Raw genomic sequence first — 17,817 nt, 5'->3', positions numbered from 1 at the left:
TATGGCCAAAATTAAATCACGGTATGTATGTACGAATTGTGGCAGCGTTTCCAGCCGTTGGCTGGGACGCTGTCCGCAGTGCGGTGAATGGAATACGATGGCCGAGGAAACGGTGCGTCCTGAAGCTCCAAGGCAGGCAGCGAGCCTGCAGCGCAGCGGTCAGGACGTACGGCCCAGACAGCTGCATGAAATTGCCATGGAGAGCATGAACCGCATTGGCACGGGGATTGGTGAAGTAGACCGCGTTCTCGGCGGCGGTATCGTACCGGGGGCACTGATCCTGCTCAGTGGCGATCCCGGCATCGGTAAATCGACGCTGGTCTTGCAGGTGGCAGCAGCGGTGGGGAAGGACGGCGACGTGCTCTATTGTTCAGGCGAAGAATCGGCCGGCCAGATTAAGCTGCGGGCCGACCGCCTGGGTGTGACGGCGCCGGGCCTGCTGATTCAGGCAGATACGTCCCTGGATGCTGTGCTGCAGGAAGCAGAACGGCGCCGGCCGCGCTTGCTGATCGTCGATTCCATCCAAACCGTTTACTGCCAGGAATGCGACGGGGCCCCCGGCAGTATGAGCCAAATCCGCGAAGGCACGGGCCGGCTCATGAACTTTGCCAAGCAAAGCAATGTGCCGGTCATCGTCATCGGTCACGTGACCAAGGAAGGAACCATTGCCGGGCCGCGCATGATGGAGCATATGGTAGATACAGTCCTCTATTTTGAAGGAGACCGTCAGTACCAGTTCCGTATTTTGCGCAGCATTAAGAACCGCTTTGGCTCGACCAATGAATCGGGCCTGTTTACGATGACCGAAGACGGATTGTCTGAGCTGGCCAATCCGTCGCAGCTGCTCTTGGCAGAACGGGCGGCCCAACAGGCCGGCTCTGCCATTGCCGCCGTCCTCGATGGGCAGCGGCCTATGCTGGGTGAAATCCAGGCGCTCACGACCCACTCCGTTTTTGCGGTTCCCAGGCGGACCGCATCGGGAATGGATTATAACCGGCTGATCATCCTGCTGGCCGTTCTGGAAAAACGGGTCGGTCTTAACCTGAGCCAGCAGGATGTCTATATTAACGTCATTGGCGGCTTAAAAATTACGGAAACTGCCGCTGATCTGCCTATTTCCCTGGCCGTCGTGTCGAGCTTCAGGGATTTATCTCTGGAAGAGCATACGGTGGTCATGGGCGAGGTCGGGCTCACCGGCGATATACGCCGCGTGTCTCAGGTGCAGCGCCGCCTGCGGGAAGCAGCCAAGATGGGCTTTACCCGTTTTATTATTCCCAAGGGAAATCTTACAGAAATAAAGGAAACAGAGTTTCCCCAGTGCCGCATTATTGGCGTAAAGACCTTGCGTGACGCTATTACGGCAGCTTTTACAGAATAAATAATAAAAAGTTTAAAGTTTACGGTCCCATGATGGGGTTAGAATGTGTTATACTGATAGCATGGAGAGGAAAGGGGGAAAAGCTAATGTTTCTTGTCCGCACTGGCAAGCACGTATGTGTCGCAACGGCCCTGGTGGCCCTGCTTGGTGGCACTAGTGCGTTCGCTTTTTATCAAAGTCCTTCTTCTGCCAGCCGTACCAGTACGACTGTCTTGAGTCCGGCCGGTCCTGTGACGTATCACCAGGGCTACCGTGTCCTGCCTGATGGCCGGACGGAACCGGTCCTTGCCCGGCCAGGGTATGTTGTCAATTCCCATGGCGCTATTGAACCGGTTACGACGAAGATTACGCCGGCAGCTCCGCAGCCTGTACGTACCGGTCCGGTACAGTCCAATACAGGACAGGACAAACCGGCACAGGCACGTTCACTTATGCCGCAAGCAGGAACTGCGCAGCTGTAACTGCCATCAGTATCGAAAAGGTCTGAAGAGCAGCTTTGCAAAGGTAGATGATGCAGAGCTGCTTCTTTATGTATAGGCTTTGTTACAGTTTTTTCGAAAACGTGGTACATTGGTACAAAGTATGGTATGATTATGAATCATAATCAAGGATGGTATTCTTGATGACCGGAAAGGGGGTGAATCGTATGGAAGATAAAAATATGACCGATACGACAGAAAAGAAGACAGGTGAACACAAGAGGCTCAACGGCCGCAATATTGCGGACAATATCATGAAGGGCGCGATTATGCTGATCCTGGCCATCGTCTTTGTGCTCCTGGCAGATCAGCTGGTTTCTACACCGTTTTTCAGCGCTGAAATTGAAAGCAAGTTTTCCCGTGTAGGTATTTTTGGTACGACCTTAATGGCTATCATTACGTACATTTTGGGAGCTCTCCTGGGAACCCTTTTGGGCTATATCCTTTCGCCGCTGATTTTGGGCTTGGTGTGGCGCGTAATCCAGCGCATGGAAAATGGCCTGAGCGACTTTTCTAGTCAGGACTTGCTGATCGGAACGCTGGGATTGCTTTTTGGACTTATCATTGCTAATTTAATAGGACTTGCGTTCTCACGGCTGCCTATTATTGGTGCGTATGGGCCTATTGTCTTCAGTATCATCTTTGGCTATGCCGGCATGAGTATTGCTGTCCGCAAGAAGACGGAAATTGCCGGCCTCGTAGGTATGCTGCGGTTAAATAAACAGGGCAAGGAAAAGGAGAAAGAACGGAAACGTGATGAATTCTCCGGTAAATTGCTCGATACGAGCTCGATTATCGATGGCCGTATTGCAGAAATCTGCAGCACCGGTTTTCTTGAAGGACCTTTACTGGTACCGGTATTTGTCCTGGAAGAGCTGCAGCTCATTGCCGACTCGTCGGACCTGCTTAAGCGTAATAAAGGCCGCCGTGGCCTCGATATTCTCAAGCAGATGCAGGAAGATAATTACGTAGAAGTACGCATTATCAATGATGATTTTGATGATGTCCAGGGGGTAGACTCCAAGCTGGTACGCCTGGGCCGTAAAATACACGCCAAGGTTGTGACCAATGACTATAACCTGAACAAGGTGGCTGCCTTGCAGGGTGTTGTCGTCCTCAATATTAATGACCTGGCAAATGCCTTGAAGCCGGCTCTCATTCCGGGAGAACAGATGAATGTCCTCGTCGTGAAAGCCGGGAAAGAAAATAACCAGGGCGTAGGCTATCTCGACGACGGCACGATGATCGTCGTCGAAAACGGCCAGCGTCATATCGGCACGACCGTGCCTGTTGTCGTCACGTCAGCCCTGCAGACGTCTGCAGGCCGCATGATATTCGTAAAAATCGCAAACGAGTAGGTGAACGTATTGAAAGTATCTGTCATCATAGTAGCAGCCGGTTCCGGTCGGCGCTTTGGGTATGAACGCAATAAATTGTTTTTTCCCCTCTGCGGCAAACCTGTCCTCACGTATACACTGCAGCACGTTTTTGCTGCCACGTGTGTCAGTGAGGTTGTTCTCGTCATAGCTGAACGGGACCGGGAAGATATTAGGGCTATTGTTGAGAGTCTGCATCCGTCTGTATCCGTACGCTACGCCTTAGGCGGCGCAGAACGGGAGGATTCCGTTTATAACGGACTCAGAGAGACCGCTGCAGACACGGATATCGTCATGGTTCACGATGGTTCGCGTCCCCTGGCCGGCCCGGAATGGTTTGACAATGCCCTGGCTGCCATGGGTGATGCGAATGTAGCTGTCTATGCCATTCCCGTCAAGGATACGGTAAAAGAGCGGGAACATGCCAACGCATGGGGGCTGCAAAAAGTCCGCACGCTGGAACGGAGCCGGCTCATAGCCGTTCAGACGCCGCAGATATTCCGGCGGCAGACCCTCTTGGAGGCGCATCGCTATGCCAAGGAACATCATATTTCCGGTACAGACGATGCCTCGCTGGCAGAAGCCATGGGGGAGGCTATTGTAGTCCTTCAGGGCGATGAACGGAACCGTAAGGTAACGACCATGGATGATGTGCCGATTATGGAATTCTACATGACCGGCCCGTCAGAACACCGCGTTGGCAGTGGCTATGACGTGCATCAGCTGTCGAGCGGCCGGCCCCTTATTTTAGGCGGCGTCCACGTGCCTTATGAACAGGGACTAGCCGGTCATTCCGATGCCGATGTTCTCGTCCACGCCGCCATGGATGCCTTGCTGGGGGCAGCGGGCTTAAAGGATATTGGTACCTATTTTCCTGATAACGATCCGGCGTACGCTGGCATTTCCAGCATCGTCTTGTTAGAGAAGGTACGGCAGATCCTGATTGAAAACAGTTGCCGTATCGTCAATATTGATGTAACATTGTTAGCACAGCAGCCCAAAATTAAGCCATATGTAGAGCAGATGACAAAAAATTTGGCAGAAGCCCTGCAAATCAGTCCCCAAGCCGTGTCTGTCAAGGCTACGACGACGGAACATTTGGGCTTTGTAGGCCGCCAGGAAGGGATGGCAGCCCAGGCTGCGGCTATGGTCATAAAATATCGCAATTAACCTGATTTATGGGAGGAATTTTTCATGTCTAATGAAGTACGCGTTCGTTTTGCTCCGAGCCCGACCGGTCCGTTTCATATTGGCGGTGCCCGCTCGGCTCTCTTTAACTACCTGCTTGCCAAGCATACAGGTGGCACGTTTGTCGTCCGGATCGAAGATACGGACCAGAAACGTTCGACGCGCGAATCGGAAGAAAATATTAAGGATGCCCTGAAATGGCTGGGCATTAACTGGGATGAAGGCATTGACGTAGGCGGTCCTAACGGCCCGTACCGTCAGATGGAACGGCTGGATCTCTATAAAAAATACACGGACCAGCTCCTGGCTGAAGGCAAAGCCTATTATTGCTTCTGCACACCGGAAGAACTGGAAGCCGAAAAAGAAGCTCAAATGGCTCAGGGCGAAACGCCGGTCTATTCCGGCAAATGTGCGAACCTTGCACCGGAAACGGTACAGCAGTATCTGGCCGAAGGTCGTCCCTATGTTATCCGCGTCAAGACACCAAAGAATGAAACCCTGGAATTTGATGACCTCGTACGGGGTCACGTTTCTTTCGACTCCAATAAAGTCGGCGATTTCGTTATTGTCAAATCCGATGGCATTCCTGTATACAACTACTGCGTCGTACTCGACGATGCACTCATGCACATTACCCATGTCGTACGGGCAGAAGAACATCTGTCGAATACACCGCGTCAGCTTGTCCTTTATCATGCCTTTGGTTTTCCTGTACCGACTTTTGCACACGTGTCCTTAATCCTGGGTAAAGATAAGAAAAAGATGAGCAAGCGTCACGGTGCCACGAGTGTACAGCAGTATCGCGACCTGGGCTATTTACCGGCCGCTATTGATAACTTCCTGGCTCTCCTCGGCTGGACGCCGGACAGCGATCAGGAAATCTTTACGATGGAAGAATTGTGCCAGCAGTTCAGTCTCGACCGCGTTGCAAAAAATCCGGCCGTATTTGATATTGAAAAATTGAACTGGATCAATTTCCACTATATGAAGGAACTCGATGAAGACCAGCTCCTGGAACTCTGTCTGCCCCACTTGCAGCAGGCCGGCTATGCAGCGGCCCAGCCGTCGGCAGAAGACCTGCAGTGGCTGAAACACCTTTGCGCCGCCATGCGGGAACACGTACAGTATGGTGCCCAGATCGTCGATGCCGTCAAGGTTTTCTTTACGGACGACTTCGCACCGGAAAATGAAGAAACGGCAGCCGTCCTTAAAGAAGAAACGGCCTCTTCCGTTCTTACCATGTTCTACCAGGAACTGAAAGCCCTTGATGAAGTGACGCCGGATACGGTACAGCCGCTCTTCAAAAAGATTCAGAAGGGCCTGAAAGTAAAAGGCAAATTTGTCTACATGCCAATCCGTGTGGCCGTAACGGGCGTCATGCACGGTCCGGATCTGAACGTCATCGTTGCTCTCATGGGCCGCGATAAAGTCTTGAACCGCTTAGAGGCCAGTGGCTTGATCAACGCCTGACACATAGTTTGAAAGGAGACGATTGCTGTGACGTACGGGGCAGCACGAGAAGTATTGGCGCGTAACTACGCGGCCCGTATCATCGAAGGACGGCACCTGGTGCTGGATGGAGAACTCGAAGTGCGTGAAGGCGACGGGGTCTATACGTACATCCATTGTACGACCCTCGATGACAAGCTAACCTTCCGCGTGACCGATTTCAGCCTTCTCGATGCCATCGAAGAGCGGGATGTATCCCCTATCTTTGGCATTCCGCTGCCACCGTACCGCCTCCTTTTGGCAGATACACCGTGCCGTGAATACTATGAAGGCATCGAAGCTGCTGCGGCATCGGCGTATTACCCGCTTTTTCAGCAGCTGCAACGCAGTCTGGAAGATAAACTGCGCGCAGACACGGAAATAGACGATGAGGAAACGCCGGATGCGTGGGACCGGCCCGACATGGTGTGGGAAAAGCCGGACGAAGACTAGGCCGGTACAAAGGGCAAAAAGGCGGTGTATCGTCTTGACAGATTGCCATTTATTGAGTATCATTTAACTACAAATGATATTTAATAATAAATATCATTTGTATAAAATATGTAAATGCAATGATCAAAATAATCTGTAAGGGAACGCTACAGAGAGGTCGGGCATTAGCTGAGAACCGGGCCAGACGGTGAAATTACAGAGTTGCCTTTGTGAGCAGATCAGGTGAAGTATGGAGTATCCTGGTCCGGAAGCAGCCGTTATCTGCGTCGAGATTATGGCCAGATGCCATAAAGCAGAGTGGAACCACGGGCCACCGTCTCTGTCTAGGGACGGCGGCTTTTTGTATTGAAATTTAGGAGGCCTATGATGAGAGAATTAAAAGTGTACAACACACTAACCCGTCGCAAAGAAACATTTGTACCGGTTACGCCGGGACAGGTAAAAATATATGTCTGCGGTATTACGCCGTACAACCATTCCCACATGGGGAATGCCCGTCCCTTCGTAACGTGGGATGTCATTAAACGCTATTTGGAACACTTGGGCTATGAAGTCACACATATTCAGAACTTCACGGACGTAGACGATAAGATTATCAATGCCGCTAATGGGGAAGGCGTAACGTGGGATACGATTGCTAACCGGTATATTGCCTCGTATTTTGAAGTCATGGACGCCCTGCACGTACGCCGGGCCGATAAATACCCGCGCGTTTCCGAACACATACCGGAAATCATCAACATGGTACAGAAATTAATCGATAAAGGCTATGCCTACGTCATCGATCACGATGTCTATTATCGTGTCGAACAGTTTAAGGACTACGGCGAATTGAGCGGCCGTTCTCTCGATGATATGATGGCTGGCGCCCGTATCGAAGTAGACGACAGAAAAGATAATCCTATGGACTTTGCCCTTTGGAAAGGGGCAAAGCCGGGCGAACCGTCGTGGGACAGCCCCTGGGGTCCCGGCCGGCCGGGCTGGCATATTGAATGCTCGACGATGAGCAATAAATACCTGGGCGATACCTTTGATTTCCACGGCGGCGGCAGCGATCTCATCTTCCCGCATCATGAAAATGAAATTGCCCAGTCCGAAGCTTACACAGGCAAGAAGCCCATGGTCAAATACTGGCTCCATAACGGCTTCATTACGATTAACTCGGAAAAGATGAGCAAGTCCTTGAACAATTTCTTCCTGGTGAAAGACGTACTGGCTCATTACAGCCCTGACGCTTTGCGGTACTTCCTCATTTCTAACCACTACCGCAGCCCCTTGGACTTCAGCGACGAACGGCTGGAAGAAATGACGCGCAGTCTGGAACGGCTGGGCACGTCCATTGACAACGTATTGGAACTCCTGGCGATGCCGGCCGGCGCTAAATCGGAAACGTCTGCCCAGCTCCTTAAGGATGCCCAGGCTGTAGAAGAAAACTTCGAAGAAGCCATGTGCGATGACTTCAATACGGCTCTGGCCAGCGCAGCTATGTTTGAACTGGCTAAGAAGGTCAATATTTATAAAGATGCCGTTCTTACTAAGAACGTGCCTGTCGATTCGGCTGTCATGTCGGAAGTCAAACGTATTTTCAAGACCATGACCGATATTTTGGGGATTCTCGAAGACCGTTGGACCGGCCGCAAAAACGAAACGAGCAATAAGGATTTCGATGATCTCATGAACGTCATCCTCGAAGTCCGTCAGGAATGCCGGGCCCAGAAGCAGTATGCCCTGGCCGATGCCATCCGTGATAAATTGGCGGCTCTTGGTATTACTGTAGAAGACTCGCCGCAGGGAGCGCGTTGGAAAAAGTGAAATTTAAAGCATTGCAAGCCTTAAAAGCAAAAAGCTACGCTGCCTTTGCCAAGGGGGAACGCTTAGACGTTCCCTGTGTAGAGACAGCCCAGCTGGACCCTATTTCCCTGGCCTTTGTCGGCGATGCCTGGTATGCCCAGTATATGCGGCGCCAGCTCGTCGCCCTGGGAATTCCGAACGTACAAGTAATGCATACGCTGGCGGCGGAATTTGTTTCAGCCCGTGTACAGGCTGCTGTATACCGGCAGCTGAAAGACCAGCTTCAAGAGCAGGAAGCCGCTGTCTGCCAGCGGGCACGCAACGCCTATTCGCAGACGCCCAAAAGCGCTTCTGTTGCCGAGTATCATGACAGTACTGCTCTGGAAGCACTCGTAGGATACCTGGTCCTTTCCAAACAGCAGGAACGGTTAGCTGAGGTGATGGAACGAATCTGTCAGTATACGCGGGACTATTGCCGCGCAGCGCATGGCGCTAAGGAGTAACAATGAGTGAAGAAAGTATAATTATCGGCCGTAACAGCGTGTGGGAAGCCTTGCAGGCAGGCCGTTCTATTTCGAAAATTTACATTGCTGCCGGTAATACGGCAGCCCCTTTATTGCGGATTAAAGAATATGCCAGGGAACGGGATATTCTCGTAGAAACGGTACCGTCCAAGGTATTGCACCATCTCGTTCCGGATGGCCGCCACCAGGGTGTCGTTGCCTTTGGTGCGGCCGTTTCCTTTGCCGACCTGACGGAGGTCCTGGCTGGCGTTGCTGAAAAAGGGGAGGTACCGTTCCTGGTTCTCCTCGATGGCATTGAAGATGTTCACAACCTGGGTGCCATCATCCGGACTGCCGAATGTGCCGGGGCGCACGCTATTCTCGTGCCTAAAAGGCGCAGTGCCCCATTGAATGAAACAGTCGGTAAAACCAGTGCCGGCGCCATCGAATACATGCCCATCGTACCTATTGGCAACAGCGTGCAGCTGCTGAATCGCCTAAAAAAACGGGGCTTTTGGGTAATCGGTGCCGATATGGATGGAGAAACGGATTATTTCCATAGTTCGCTTACTGAACCGATTGTCCTGGTTATTGGCAGTGAAGGAAAGGGCATATCCCGCCTGGTAAAAGAAACGTGTGATGCACTGGTACAAATTCCTATGTTCGGTCACATCAATTCGCTGAATGCGTCTGTCGCGGCAGCCCTTTTGATGTACGAAGTGGTTCGCCAGCGTCAGGCGGTGACCTCAAAATGAAAGATTTACTCGTCGTCGATGGCTACAATATTATCTTTGCCTGGAAATCCTTGAAAAGCCTGGCTAACCAGTCGCTGGAACACGCCCAGGAACGGCTTATCGATATCCTGGCCAGCTACGGCAAAGCGAAGGGCTATGAGCTGATTCTTGTGTTTGATGCTATGTATACAGAAGAATCGGCTAAGAGCATGAACGTTGGCAAGGACTGTACAATTATTTTTACGGATAAAGAAGAGACGGCTGACAGCCGTATAGAAAAACTCGTATATGAACATCGGCATGAGCACCGCAGCATTTATGTGGCTACGTCCGACGGGTCTGAACAAAATCAGATTCTCGGTACCGGTGCCTACTGTATTCCTGCACGGGAATTGGCAGATGACGTAGAACGGGCACGGAAGGAATTGAAAAGCTATGAGCGGCAAAACGTGTTGAGTGAAACACACAGCCGCAATGAAGTCGTCAGTCACGTACAAAATGACGAGGTGCTGCAAAAGCTGGAAAAAATACGCAGATCAAAAAAATGATAGAGGAATGATGTCATGGCGTTGGAGGAACGTGCAACTAAACAGAATAAGGATCGCTTTTATGACCTGACAGATGAAGAAATCGTCAGCCTGGCCCAGACAGAGCACGATCAGGAAGCAACGGAATATATCGTGCAGAAGTACCGCAATTTCGTCAAGGCTAAGGCACGTTCGTATTTTCTGATCGGGGCCGACAAAGAAGATATCATTCAGGAAGGCATGATTGGCCTTTATAAGGCGACGCGAGACTTCCGCAGTGATAAACAAACGTCCTTCCGGGCCTTTGCGGACCTGTGCATAACACGACAGATCATCACAGCCATCAAAACGGCTACCCGGCAAAAGCATATTCCGCTCAATTCGTATGTGTCATTAAACAAGCCTATTTATGAGGACGAATCAGACCGGACACTGCAGGATATCGTTACAGGCGTTCAGGTGACAGACCCGGAGGAACTGATTATCAGCCGTGAAAACATGGCTGATATGGAACTGAAGATGAACAAGGTTCTCAGCAATCTGGAATGGCAGGTGTTGACGGCGTATTTAGAGGGCAAGTCCTATAATGAAATATCCCAGGAACTGCATCGTCATGTAAAATCTATCGATAATGCCCTGCAGCGCGTTAAACGGAAACTGGGACAGTACTTGGAAATGCGGGATAAAGAAAATAATGGAACACAGCCTATTGATAGGAATGGAAAATAAGTGTACAATAGTAACGTTAAGTGTGCTGTGTAAGGAGGATTATTGTGATTACTACCGTATTAGAAGTTGTCGTAGTTATTTTATCACTGCTGATCATTGGCGTTGTAGTTGCGCAAAAGAGCAAAACTCAGGGTATGGGTGCCGGCTTTGGCGGCGGCGCAGAAGATTTGTTTGGCAGCAGAGCCCGTGGTATGGATGCCCTGTTATCTAAATTAACAATTATCTTGTCCATTGCGTTTGCTATTTGTACGCTCATCTTAGGGCGGCTGATGAACACATATTAAGAAGAAGTAAGGGCCTGCGGCAAGTGCCGCAGGCTTTTTTTCACAGCACGGGTGTAACGGAAAACATAACAAAATGTAGAAAATGCAGGAGACAGTAATGGATAAACAGTTGACACATGATATAATAAATATATGCAGTGAAACCACAGAAGGCGCTACTGTGGAAGATTGCGCGGAACAATTAGAAATTAAAGGTGATAAGCTGGCGCTGCTGTTTACAGTTTTTGATGAACTGGTAAGGAGTGGGATTCTTATGAGAGTAGCTGGTGAACGATATTTAGCCGTTAAACGGGATGCAGGAATTGCAAGTATTACAGGTATATATAAAGGATATACACCGAATTTTGGCTTTGTCCTAACGGACGATTTGCAGGACGATGTATATATTGCCGAAGCCAATCGCCACACAGCCATGAATAATGACAAGGTAGAAGTGCGGCTCATTCAAAACAGCCGCGGCCATCGCCAGGAAGGGGAAATTATCCGTATCGTAGAACGGGTTAATACGGATATTGTCGGCACGTACGACCGGCAAAAGACCTGCGGCTTTGTTACGCCTGATGACGAACGGCTGCGGGAAGATATTTATGTGCCTCTCGACAAGACGAAGGATGCCCGCAGCAGTGCCCGCGTCCTCGTACACATTACCCGCTGGCCTGAAGCAGGCCGCAAGGCAGAAGGAGAAATTACAGAAATCTTAGGCTACGATGGCGATAAGGATTTGGATATTAAGGTGATCATGGCCCGTCACGGTCTGCCCTTTGCCTTTCCTGATGCGGTCCTGGAAGAGGCAAACCGTATTAATACACAGGTGACCGTAACGGAAGACCGCAAGGATTATCGCGACCGCAACCTGATTACGATTGACAGTGAAGATGCCAAGGATCTGGACGATGCCATTGATGTCGTTCGCCTGCCAAACGGTAATTTCCGCTTAGGCGTCTATATTGCCGATGTCAGCTGGTACGTCAAACCCAACTCGGCCATCGATCAGGAAGCCTATACCCGTGGTACGAGCGTCTACCTCGTCGACCGGGTCATCCCTATGCTGCCGACGGTTCTTTCTAACGGCATCTGCAGCCTCAATGCAGGCGAAGACCGGTACTCTATGACCTGTGTCATGGAAATCGACCACCAGGGCAAGGTCGTAAACTACGAGATTGCTCCAGCAGTGATCCGCGTCAAACGGCGCTGCAACTATCATGAAATCAAAAATGCCCTCTTAAACGGGATTATTCCCGATGACCTGCAGCCATTTATGCCCATGCTGGAAGACCTGAAAGAGGTTACACAAATTCTGAAGAATATGCGCATGCGGCGCGGCGCTATCGACTTCGATTTCCCGGAATACAAGATTATCCTCGATCCGGAAGGAAAACCTTTGCGTTTAGAAAAACGGGACCGCTCCTTGGCGGAACAGATTGTCGAAGAAAGTATGCTCATTGCCAACGAAACAGTAGCCTGCTACTTGCGGGACAGCGAAAATCCGTCTGTGTACCGGATCCATGAAGTGCCTGATCCGGAACGGCTGGAAATGATGCGGACCGTCCTCTCGAGCTTTAACCTGCCCGTACCGAAGGACGACGAAGTCAAACCGGCCGATTTCCAGCGGCTCATTGAAAAATCGAAGGGCACAGAGGCCGAACTGATCGTTCAGACCATTGCTTTGCGGTCTATGCAGCAGGCGAAGTACTCCACTGTCAATGCCGGGCACTTTGGCCTGGCGTCGGAATGCTATACCCATTTTACATCGCCTATCCGCCGCTATCCCGATCTCATGGTACACCGCCTGATCCGCCAGACCAAGCGGCGCGGCAAGCTGAAGGAACAGGAAGCAGAACAGTCGTTGGCATACCACACGCAGGCGTCTATACAGGCGAGCACGCGGGAACGTGTAGCCGTTGAAGCCGAACGGGAAACAGACGACCTGAAGAAAGCCGAATACATGGTGCCTTTCGTAGGCCAGCCCTTTGACGCCCACATTACGGGGATTACGTCTTTTGGCCTTTTCGTGGGCCTGGAAAATGGCATTGAAGGCCTGATCCACATTTCCCTCCTGACAGACGATACCTATGAATTTGATGAAAATACATATACCATGCGGGGACTCTTTGGCGGCCATGTATACCGCTTAGGCGATCCGCTGGAAGTAACGCTGGCCAATGTCAATTTGGAAAAATGTGAGATTGACTTTGTACCGGGCCGCGTAGAATCCTTGGAGGATCTGCAAAAAATCCTGGCAGCCAGTGCCGAACGGCGGCACCATCGCAGCGGCAGCCGGGAACGGAAACAGCCGTCGTGGCAGGAAAGTAAAGATGCCAAGTACGGATCCGGGAAGAAGAAGAAAAAAGGTAAGAAAGATAAAAAAGAAAAAAAGACGAGCACTGCCAAGAAGGGTGGCCATAAGGGAAAGAAAAAGTCCCACAAAGGCGGCCGGGCAGGCAAGAAGTAGGAGGAATAGAATTTGGCTAAACCAGAAGGCGGAGTGAAATATATTACGGATAACCGCAAGGCCCGCCATGATTACTTTATTCACGAAACATTTGAAGCCGGTATTGCCCTTACAGGGACAGAGGTCAAGTCCCTGCGTCAGGGAAAGGTCAACCTGAAGGACAGCTTTTGCCGTATTGAAAACGGTGAGCTCCTCCTCGTCGGTATGCATATTAGCCCGTATGAACAGGGGAATCGCTTTAACCACGATCCCTTGCGGACACGCAAGCTCCTCATGCATAAGTACGAAATACTGAAGCTTTTTGGAAAAATACGGGAAAAGGGATACACGTTAATTCCGCTTAACCTGTATTTCAAGAAAGGCCGTGTCAAGGTTACCGTAGCCCTGGCCAGCGGCAAGAAATTATATGACAAGCGCCAGGCCCTGGCAGAAAAGGAAGCCAAGCGCGATATAGAACGGCGTATGAAAGACCGCAGATAAGCGAAAACCTCCCGGATGGAGCCCGTCCGGGAGGTCTTTTCAAAGGGGCGATCATAGCCGAACGAACCGATCCATGCTATAATAAACGAATGTAGCTATCATTCACCGCAAGGAGGATCACTATGAAATGTCGCTATTGTGAAAATGAAGCGGTATACCCGGACGGCTTGTGCGAACGCTGCCACCGGGCCGAAGCAGAGGCCCGCGGCGCTACCGTCATGTCCGAAGAAGAACGGGATAATTTTAAAGGAAAAACCATCAACGAAGATGGTTCTACGTATAATACGAATGAAAGGGAAGACGAAACATCCCGCATCCATGTGTATGTATCGAATGGCATGCCTTTGCGCATTAAGCTGGCTATAGGCTTTATTGTCTTTTGCCTCTTAGCCATCGTCGTAAGTGCCCTGGGCTTTTTGATTCTGGCGCTGCCATACCTCGTGGCAGCCGGCGTCGTGTATGTCGCCTATAGTGTCATCAAAGCCATCCTGAAGAGCCGCCATTAGGAGGAAACAATGAAAGATAATGTAGTAATCATCGATGGCAGCAGCCTCTTGTATCGTGCCTTTTATGCTATGCCGCTTTTGACGGACAGCCAGGGCCGTTATACGAATGCCGTGTATGGCTTCTTAAATATGTTGCTGAAGTTGTATGAACAATTAGATCCTGAATATATCGCCGTGGCCTTCGATAAGGACAAACATACCTTTCGGAACGACATGTATGCCGAATATAAGGCTACGCGTAAACCTGCACCGGATGAACTGCGGCCGCAGTTTGCCCTGATCAGGGAAACCCTGCAATGTCTGGGCATCTGCGTTCTTGAGTTAGAAGGCTATGAAGGCGATGACATTATCGGTACGCTGGCGCGGGAACTGGAAAAACAAAATCTTTCCATCGATATCGTAACCGGCGACCGCGATGCACTGCAGCTCGTCGATGACGACGTGACGGTGCACCTGACCAAAAAAGGGATTACCAACATGCTCGCTGTAACACCGGACGTCATGCAGGCGGAGTACGGCTATACGCCTGCTCAGGTCATCGACATGAAGGCCCTTATGGGGGATACGGCTGACAATATTCCCGGTGTGCCCGGCGTCGGCGAAAAGACGGCACTGAAGCTCATTACGCAATTCCAGTCTGTGGCCGGTGTGTATGAACACGTTGATGAAGTGAGCGGTAAGAAGCTGAAGGAAAAACTCGTTGAACATAAAGACGAAGCCTTTTTGTCGAAATCCCTGGCTACCATCCGCTGTGATGTACCCCTGACGTACAGCCTGGCTGAATTTGTCCCGCAGCCGCGGGAGGAAGACGTGGCGGAACTGTTCCGCAGCCTGGGCTTTAAAAATCTGCTGGAACGCTTTGCTGCGTTGGGACAGTTCTCCCATATTGCCCGGCAGGCAGCGCCAGAGGCTGAACTGGTATTTTTGGATCCGGCAGACTGGCAGCCCGAACGCTTGGCCGGCCAGACCGTGGCTGTGGCTATGGTATATGAGCCTGCTGTGCCGGTACCCGAACTGAAGCAATTGGCCCTGGCCGTTCCTGACGGTGTCCTCAGTGTGCCAGAAGACCAGCTGGCGGCGTATATGAAAGGCCTTACACAGTGCCACCGGGTCATTACGGCAGACGGTAAGACCCTGCTAAAGGTCCTTTCTGCCTATGCGCCGCCACAGCTGCCCTTAGAGGATACGACTCTGGCAGCATATCTCCTGGACCCGACGCGTACCGCCTATGGCCTGACGTATTTGTCAGAAAAATTTGCCGTACCCTTTACGGACAACCCGGACCAGCCGGCAGCCACGCGCCTGGCTCATGAAGCGGCGTTTCTTTCCGCTCTCTGGCCGCAGACAGAAGCAGCCATCAAGGAATTGGGCTTAGACTCCTTATATAAGACAATCGAAGTACCGCTCTTGCATACCCTGGCCGTCATGGAAATGAACGGCTTCACTATTGACCGGCAGAAGCTGGAAGACATGGAACAGGATCTTTCCCGTCAGGCCGACGCCTTGGAAGAAGCCATTTATGATGACGCCGGTGAAGTATTCAATGTCAATTCGACGAAACAGCTTGGCACGATTCTCTTCCAAAAGCTGGGCCTGCCGGTTATCAAAAAGACGAAAACAGGATATTCGACTGACTCGGCTGTTCTCGATGAACTGGCAGATAAGCACCCGATCATTCCTAAGATACTGCAGTTTCGTGCTTTGAAAAAGCTGATTTCCACCTACCTGGAAGGGCTGGAACCGCTCATTTCCCAAGAAACGGGCCGCATCTACACGTCCTTCAACCAGATGGTGACGGCTACGGGCCGCCTGAGCAGCTCTGATCCGAATCTGCAGAATATTCCTATTCGTACAGAGCAGGGCCGGAAAATACGCTCCCTCTTTGTGCCGGGCGAAGGCTATGATTACATCCTCTCCGGTGACTACTCCCAAATCGAACTGCGCCTGTTGGCACACTTGTCCCAGGATCCGACCATGATCGACGGTTTTCAGAAGGGACAGGACATTCACCGCCGTACGGCGTCGGAAGTCTTTGGCATTCCCTTGGCGGAAGTTACGCCGGAACAGCGGTCTCACGCTAAGGCTGTCAATTTTGGTATCATTTACGGTATCAGTGATTTTGGGCTGGCCCGCAATATTTCTATTACGCGGCAGCAGGCCAAAGAATATATTGAATCGTACTTTGTCCGCTATAGTGCCGTGCACGGTTATATGGAGCAGCTTGTCGCGGAAGCCCGGGAAAGCGGTATGGCCCGGACCATGTTTGGCCGTATACGGGAGCTGCCGGAAATCAACAGTAAAAACTTTACACGCCGTTCCTTTGCTGAACGGACGGCTATGAATACGCCCATTCAGGGCAGTGCCGCTGATATTATCAAGCTGGCTATGAACGCCGTTCAAAGCGAACTGGAACAGCGGGGGCTCAAGAGCCGTCTGCTCGTACAGGTACACGATGAACTGGTACTGGAAGTACCGGCAGCTGAACGGGGAGAAATAGAAGCGCTTCTGCGCGATAAGATGGAACATGTGGTTACCCTGTCAGTGCCGCTGACCGTAGATATCCATTACGGCACGAACTGGGAAGAAGCAAAATAGAAGTAGGAGGACGTATGCCTGAATTACCTGAAGTGGAAACAGTACGGCGTTATTTGGCAGCTTCCCTGCCAGGAAAGTCGATTACTGCTGTAGATGTGCAGCTGCCGCGGCTTATCCGCAACCGGACGGCAGAAGACTTTGCTGCTTCCTTGCCGGGCTGTACCTTCACAGCTGTAGCACGGCGTGGCAAATACTTAAGTCTCATGCTGGACAGCCCGTGGCGCCTGTTGGTACATCTGCGCATGACAGGCCGTCTGATCTATGAGAGCGATACGACGGCACCCTTGCCGCCATATACGCGCATCGTCTTTACGCTCAACGAAGGCCGTCTGGTCTATGGGGATGTGCGTACCTTTGGCTGTCTTTGGATTGTGCCGGCAGCCGGCCCGACCGGTATTTCAGGCTATGACTCCTTGGGCCCTGACGGCCTGAGCGAAGACTTTACGTCAGACTATCTGTGGCAGCAGGTGCATGGGTCTCGCCGCCTCATTAAAGCCCTGCTTCTCGACCAGACCTGTCTGGCCGGACTGGGCAACATTTACGCCGATGAAGCCTTATTTCTGGCGGGTATCCGTCCGTCCCGGCGTTGCAGCCGCGTGACCCGCAAGGAGAGCCGGCGCCTGTATGAAGCCATCCGCACGGTCCTGACAGAAGGGCTGGAAAATGGCGGCACGACGGTTTTTAATTTTATTGACGGCAGCGGCAAAGAAGGAAAAAATCAAGAAAATCTGCGCGTCTATGGCCGGGAAGGACAGCCTTGCCCGGTCTGTGGCGCTACTATCGTATATAAAAAACAAGGCGGCAGGGGCACCCATTATTGCCCGGTTTGCCAAAAATAAAGAGTGAGGAGGCAG

General features: G+C 51.4%; 17 protein-coding genes. All 17 read left to right on the top strand.

Features of this window, described 5'->3' with window-relative positions:
- The first annotated feature begins 1 nt into the window (after nt 1).
- The 17 genes from radA to mutM all read left to right on the top strand — a co-directional run bounded on the left by radA (nt 2) and on the right by mutM (nt 17,802).
- Complete coding sequence (radA, locus tag PGX44_RS03230) at nt 2-1,378, top strand: DNA repair protein RadA (protein ID WP_498854234.1); 1,377 nt, start codon at nt 2-4, stop codon at nt 1,376-1,378.
- Between the two features lie 86 nt (nt 1,379-1,464).
- Entirely contained in the window at nt 1,465-1,839 is a 375-nt protein-coding gene (locus tag PGX44_RS03225; RefSeq protein WP_498854233.1) for a KH domain-containing protein, read from the top strand.
- A gap of 185 nt (nt 1,840-2,024) precedes the next feature.
- A complete protein-coding gene (locus PGX44_RS03220; RefSeq protein WP_186502028.1) occupies nt 2,025-3,215 on the top strand; it encodes a PIN/TRAM domain-containing protein in 1,191 nt (396 codons plus the stop codon).
- On the top strand, nt 3,216-4,403 hold the full coding sequence (gene ispD, locus PGX44_RS03215) for a 2-C-methyl-D-erythritol 4-phosphate cytidylyltransferase (RefSeq protein WP_498854232.1): 1,188 nt from the start codon (nt 3,216-3,218) through the stop codon (nt 4,401-4,403).
- Between the two features lie 24 nt (nt 4,404-4,427).
- Nucleotides 4,428-5,891, top strand: a complete 1,464-nt coding sequence (gltX, locus tag PGX44_RS03210; RefSeq protein ID WP_498854231.1) for a glutamate--tRNA ligase — start codon at nt 4,428-4,430, stop codon at nt 5,889-5,891.
- A 27-nt stretch (nt 5,892-5,918) separates the two neighbouring features.
- Complete coding sequence (locus tag PGX44_RS03205; protein WP_498854230.1) at nt 5,919-6,362, top strand: hypothetical protein; 444 nt, start codon at nt 5,919-5,921, stop codon at nt 6,360-6,362.
- Nucleotides 6,363-6,728: 366 nt separating this feature from the next.
- Nucleotides 6,729-8,174: a cysteine--tRNA ligase gene (gene cysS, locus PGX44_RS03200; protein ID WP_498854307.1), complete on the top strand. Its 1,446-nt coding sequence runs from the start codon at nt 6,729-6,731 to the stop codon at nt 8,172-8,174.
- Entirely contained in the window at nt 8,171-8,656 is a 486-nt protein-coding gene (locus PGX44_RS03195; protein WP_498854229.1) for a Mini-ribonuclease 3, read from the top strand. The genes cysS and PGX44_RS03195 overlap by 4 nt, the downstream gene beginning before the upstream one ends.
- 2 nt (nt 8,657-8,658) lie before the next feature.
- Complete coding sequence (rlmB, locus tag PGX44_RS03190; RefSeq protein WP_498854228.1) at nt 8,659-9,411, top strand: 23S rRNA (guanosine(2251)-2'-O)-methyltransferase RlmB; 753 nt, start codon at nt 8,659-8,661, stop codon at nt 9,409-9,411.
- Nucleotides 9,408-9,938 carry an NYN domain-containing protein gene (locus PGX44_RS03185; protein WP_498854227.1) on the top strand — a complete coding sequence of 177 codons (531 nt, stop codon included), beginning with the start codon at nt 9,408-9,410 and terminating at the stop codon, nt 9,936-9,938. Before rlmB ends, PGX44_RS03185 begins: the two co-directional genes overlap by 4 nt.
- 21 nt (nt 9,939-9,959) lie before the next feature.
- On the top strand, nt 9,960-10,646 hold the full coding sequence (sigH, locus tag PGX44_RS03180; RefSeq protein ID WP_498854226.1) for an RNA polymerase sporulation sigma factor SigH: 687 nt from the start codon (nt 9,960-9,962) through the stop codon (nt 10,644-10,646).
- A gap of 47 nt (nt 10,647-10,693) precedes the next feature.
- A complete protein-coding gene (secG, locus tag PGX44_RS03175) occupies nt 10,694-10,930 on the top strand; it encodes a preprotein translocase subunit SecG (RefSeq protein ID WP_186502064.1) in 237 nt (78 codons plus the stop codon).
- Between the two features lie 97 nt (nt 10,931-11,027).
- Nucleotides 11,028-13,382 (top strand): ribonuclease R, encoded by a 2,355-nt coding sequence (rnr, locus tag PGX44_RS03170; RefSeq protein WP_498854225.1) that lies wholly within the window; start codon nt 11,028-11,030, stop codon nt 13,380-13,382.
- A 12-nt stretch (nt 13,383-13,394) separates the two neighbouring features.
- Nucleotides 13,395-13,862, top strand: coding sequence for an SsrA-binding protein SmpB (gene smpB / locus PGX44_RS03165; RefSeq protein ID WP_186502036.1), 468 nt, complete (start codon nt 13,395-13,397; stop codon nt 13,860-13,862).
- A gap of 122 nt (nt 13,863-13,984) precedes the next feature.
- The gene (locus tag PGX44_RS03160; RefSeq protein ID WP_186502037.1) at nt 13,985-14,368 is read left to right on the top strand and encodes a hypothetical protein; all 384 of its coding nucleotides are present in this window, start codon (nt 13,985-13,987) and stop codon (nt 14,366-14,368) included.
- Nucleotides 14,369-14,377: 9 nt separating this feature from the next.
- Nucleotides 14,378-16,963: a DNA polymerase I gene (gene polA, locus PGX44_RS03155; RefSeq protein ID WP_498854224.1), complete on the top strand. Its 2,586-nt coding sequence runs from the start codon at nt 14,378-14,380 to the stop codon at nt 16,961-16,963.
- A 14-nt stretch (nt 16,964-16,977) separates the two neighbouring features.
- On the top strand, nt 16,978-17,802 hold the full coding sequence (mutM, locus tag PGX44_RS03150; protein WP_498854223.1) for a DNA-formamidopyrimidine glycosylase: 825 nt from the start codon (nt 16,978-16,980) through the stop codon (nt 17,800-17,802).
- Nucleotides 17,803-17,817: the final 15 nt, after the last annotated feature.

The organism is Caecibacter sp. AF58-12pH5A (assembly GCF_027681725.1).
Taxonomy (GTDB): Bacteria; Bacillota; Negativicutes; order Veillonellales; family Megasphaeraceae; genus Megasphaera; species Megasphaera hominis.
This window is presented reverse-complemented; position numbering and strand designations above follow the sequence as displayed.

Coding starts and splice junctions, on each gene's coding strand:
- radA (WP_498854234.1), top strand. CDS start 2: ATGGCCAAAATTAAATCACGGTATGTATGTACGAATTGTGGCAGCGTT.
- PGX44_RS03225 (WP_498854233.1), top strand. CDS start 1,465: ATGTTTCTTGTCCGCACTGGCAAGCACGTATGTGTCGCAACGGCCCTG.
- PGX44_RS03220 (WP_186502028.1), top strand. CDS start 2,025: ATGGAAGATAAAAATATGACCGATACGACAGAAAAGAAGACAGGTGAA.
- gltX (WP_498854231.1), top strand. CDS start 4,428: ATGTCTAATGAAGTACGCGTTCGTTTTGCTCCGAGCCCGACCGGTCCG.
- cysS (WP_498854307.1), top strand. CDS start 6,729: ATGAGAGAATTAAAAGTGTACAACACACTAACCCGTCGCAAAGAAACA.
- rlmB (WP_498854228.1), top strand. CDS start 8,659: ATGAGTGAAGAAAGTATAATTATCGGCCGTAACAGCGTGTGGGAAGCC.
- PGX44_RS03185 (WP_498854227.1), top strand. CDS start 9,408: ATGAAAGATTTACTCGTCGTCGATGGCTACAATATTATCTTTGCCTGG.
- rnr (WP_498854225.1), top strand. CDS start 11,028: ATGGATAAACAGTTGACACATGATATAATAAATATATGCAGTGAAACC.
- PGX44_RS03160 (WP_186502037.1), top strand. CDS start 13,985: ATGAAATGTCGCTATTGTGAAAATGAAGCGGTATACCCGGACGGCTTG.
- polA (WP_498854224.1), top strand. CDS start 14,378: ATGAAAGATAATGTAGTAATCATCGATGGCAGCAGCCTCTTGTATCGT.
- mutM (WP_498854223.1), top strand. CDS start 16,978: ATGCCTGAATTACCTGAAGTGGAAACAGTACGGCGTTATTTGGCAGCT.